This is a genomic window from Streptomyces viridosporus (genome assembly GCF_002078235.1).
Lineage (GTDB): Bacteria > Actinomycetota > Actinomycetes > Streptomycetales > Streptomycetaceae > Streptomyces > Streptomyces viridosporus.
In genome coordinates, this window is record NZ_MSGP01000506.1 from 1 (window position 1) to 3,275 (window position 3,275).

General features: G+C 78.4%; 2 protein-coding genes. One reads left to right on the top strand and one right to left on the bottom strand.

Annotation, left to right across the window (positions count from 1 at the left end; translation table 11 throughout):
- Positions 1 to 2,034: helicase-associated domain-containing protein (locus B7L92_RS30665; protein ID WP_081240598.1), on the bottom strand; the 2,034-nt coding region annotated here is incomplete at its 3' end.
- Positions 2,035 to 2,165: 131 nt separating this feature from the next.
- On the opposite strand from B7L92_RS30665, the gene B7L92_RS30670 reads away from it, so the two are divergent.
- Positions 2,166 to 3,194, top strand: coding sequence for a hypothetical protein (locus B7L92_RS30670; RefSeq protein WP_081240599.1), 1,029 nt, complete (start codon positions 2,166 to 2,168; stop codon positions 3,192 to 3,194).
- The last annotated feature ends 81 nt before the right edge of the window (positions 3,195 to 3,275 follow it).

Consider the following 3,275-nt stretch of genomic DNA (forward strand, 5'->3'; position numbering starts at 1 on the left):
CCCCAGCCCGGCGGCCCGCCGGTCGGCGAGGATCTCGCCCAGCAGGGTGTCGTCGTCGCAGCGCACGTACGCCGAGGCGGCGCCCACCCGCAGCTGCCCGTGCCGGCGGGCCACGTCGTCGATGAGGTACGTGAGCGGCTGCGGCACCGGCGTACGGGAGTGCGCGGCGAGGAAGGCGTGCAGGTCGGCGGCGGTCCGCCCGGCGTCGAGGGCGCGGCGCACCGAGCCGGGCGTGAACCGGTAGACGGTCGCGCCCCCCTTCGACTCCACGTCCGCCAGCACCCCCAGCAGGTCGGCGAGCGGCCGTCGCAGGGGGCCCGGTGCCACCGCCGTCAGGTCGGCCTGGAGGAGCACGTGGTCCAGCGGTTCGGGCAGCAGCGGCGCGAGCAGGCGGGCGGCGTCGGCCGCGGCGGCGGTCTGCTCGGTGGGGGAGAGCGGGGGCGGCGGCGGAGCGGGCCGGTGGTGGACGGGCAGCTTGTCGCCCGGCCCCTCCGGTTCCGCCTCCGGACGCCGGGGCGCGGGCGCCCCGAGCAGGGCGCGCCCGTGCGCGGACAGGGCACCGCGTCCGGTGATCCCCAGCCTCTCGGCCTCGTCGAGCGTCCACCGGGCGAGCCGCGACCGCAGATCGTCCCCGTCGCCCTCCGCCGGGGAGCCCGCCGGACCGCCCCGCCCGCCGCGCGGCGGGCGCTCCCACTGCAGCCGGGCCAATACCGTCCCGGGATCCGGTGCGGCCCCCTCCGGCAACCCGGCCAGCAGCGTCAGCACCCGGTGCCGCACCTCGGGCGCCGCCGACCGGTCCAGTCCCGGCCCCAGCGCCGACAGCGGACGGTCCTTCGCGTCCCGCCCGCCCACCAGCCCGGCCGTCCGGGTCGCCGCCAGCCACGCCGTCGCCAGCCGCGCCCAGCGCTCGGCGGCGGGCCGCTCGCGCCACTCGTCGTACGCCGGGGTCGCCGCGTACCGCTCGTCGGCCTCCCCGTCGGAGGCCAGCAGTCCGGCCGCGTGGGCGAGTTCCACCCAGAACGCGGCCACCGGCTCGGGCAGGTCCAGGGCGACGGCGGTCCGCTTCAGGTCCCGCACGCTCAACCCACCGGCCCGCAGCACCGCCGGACCGCCCTCGTCCCAGTCCTTCAGCAGCTCCTCGACGGTCGCCAGCGCCGTGTACGCCTGCCCGGCCGCCGTCGCGTCCACGACCTGGGGATGGTGGGAGGCGGCGACCCCGACGGGCGGCGGCACCGGCTCCGGCACGCGGTGCACGCGCCCGCCCCGCAGGTGCAGGGCGACCTCGCGCGGCAGGACGACCGTCCCGGGCGCCGTCGGCAGCAGCAGCCCCCGGTCCAGCAGCCAGCGCAGCCGGGGCGCGGGATCGGCGGTGACCTGCCCGTACGGCGGGCCCCACACCAGCCGGTCCAGCACCTCCACGGACTCGTGCGGTGCCTCGTCGAGCAGCGCGGCCATCCGCGTCCGGTCGCGGAACAGGGCGGTGAGGGAGGCGAGGGCGGAGACGGAGTCGTGCGTGGACGGCAGCCCCGCCGCCGCCACGATCTCCTGGATCCGCCCCGGTGACATCCCGGAGGCGGCCTCCTGCACCGAGGGGCCGAGCCCCGTGGGCGAGGGGTGCTGCGGCGACGGCGACAGCAGCTCACGGGCGGTGCGGACCAGCCGCAGCCGGTCGTCGCCGCCCCACACCAGGGCCTGTTCGCGCAGGGTGCCCAGGGTGTGCGGCAGCGCGGCGGCGACCGCCGGATCGCCGTCGTCGCCCGCCAGCAGCCCGAGCAGCTCCTCGTACGTCGCCGGGTCCGCCGCCACGGCCAGCGCCTGGGCCGTCTGCAGCGCGAACCGGTCCAGCCGCTCCAGCGCCCGGACGACCGAGGCGCGGGTACCGGCCCGGGTGGCGAGCTGGGTGAGATCGGTGGGCACGGGCGTGATGAGGTCCGGCCGGCTGCGCAGGAGCGCGGCCAGGGAGGCGTCGTCCCGTCCCCGGAGGGACTCCGCGAGGGATCGGGGGGCCGCCGCGGGCTTCTCCTCGGTGCTCATCGGCTTCACGGTAGCGGGTGGGTGCGCCGGTGCGGGGCGCGGAGTTGGGACGGCCTGCCGGACTCACGGTACGGTCGGCGGTACCGTCGTGCGACGGGGAGCCCCAACGCATCCGCCCCCGAGGGGACTTCGTGGGTATCGAGAGTGACCAGGTCGTCTACGAGTACCTGAGCCGCGTCGGCGACGTGGCGCAGCAGCGGCAGCTGCCGTCGGCGGTCCGCATGCGCCTGGTCGCCGGACTGCGCGACGAGATCGACCGGCGCCGCGCGAAGACGGTGGTGGACTCCCCCGCCGCCGTCCGCCGCATCATCTCCCGCCTGGGCAGTCCGGACGAGGTCGTCACGGCGGCCGCGGACGGCACCTCCGGTACCGCCGGCACCTCCGGCGCCGGCGCGAGCACCCCCGAGCCGCCCGCCGCCGTCCCCGCCCAGCGGGACCGCGCACCGGCCGACGGGCACGACGGTGCCGGGGGCCGTCCGAAGGGTGTCCTGCGCCGGGTGGTCCCGCGCCCCCGCCCGGCCGAGAAGCAGGGACCGGCCCCTTCCGGGGCGCCGTCCCCGCCGCACCGGGCCGGCACGGACGAACTCGGGGACAGCACCACCCAGCCCGACTGGTGGCGGGTGGACGACGGTCCCTTCGGAGTCGGCGACGCGGTGCCCGGCTTCGTGGGCGGCGTCGAGATCCCGGAGCTGCTCAAGCCCCCGCCGGTGAAGGAGGCGCCGAAGGACCCGGAGGGCCCCGGCGACCCCGGTGTCCCCGGGACGGCCGTGGCGCCCGAGGACGACGCCCCCGCCCGGCGCCGCCTGCCGGGCCTGCCCTCCGGCGGCTGGAACAACCCCCTGCTCCTGCTCGCCGCGGGCCTGCTGGTCGCGGGCGCCGCGCTCGGCAACTGGTTCGCCCTGCTCCTCGGCTGGCTCCTCGCCTACGCCTCCCGCCGCCTGACCCCGGCGGAGGTGAAGGGGGCGGTCGTCGTCCTCCCCGGCCTCGCGGTCGCGGCCGGCGCCGTCTGGCTCTGGGGCAGGACCGAGGGCCGCTGGGGCGCCCCCGTCCCCGAGGGCCACATGAGTGACGCCGTCACGGAGACCTGGCCCTGGGTGGTCCGGGGCGCGGCCCTCGCCTCGGCCCTGTTCCTGGTCTGGCGCTCCCAGCGGAAGCGGTAGCCCGGACCGCCGGCGGACCGTCGGCACGGCGGCCGTTCCGGCACGCCCCGCGCCCTTTCCGCCCGTCTCGTATACACATCT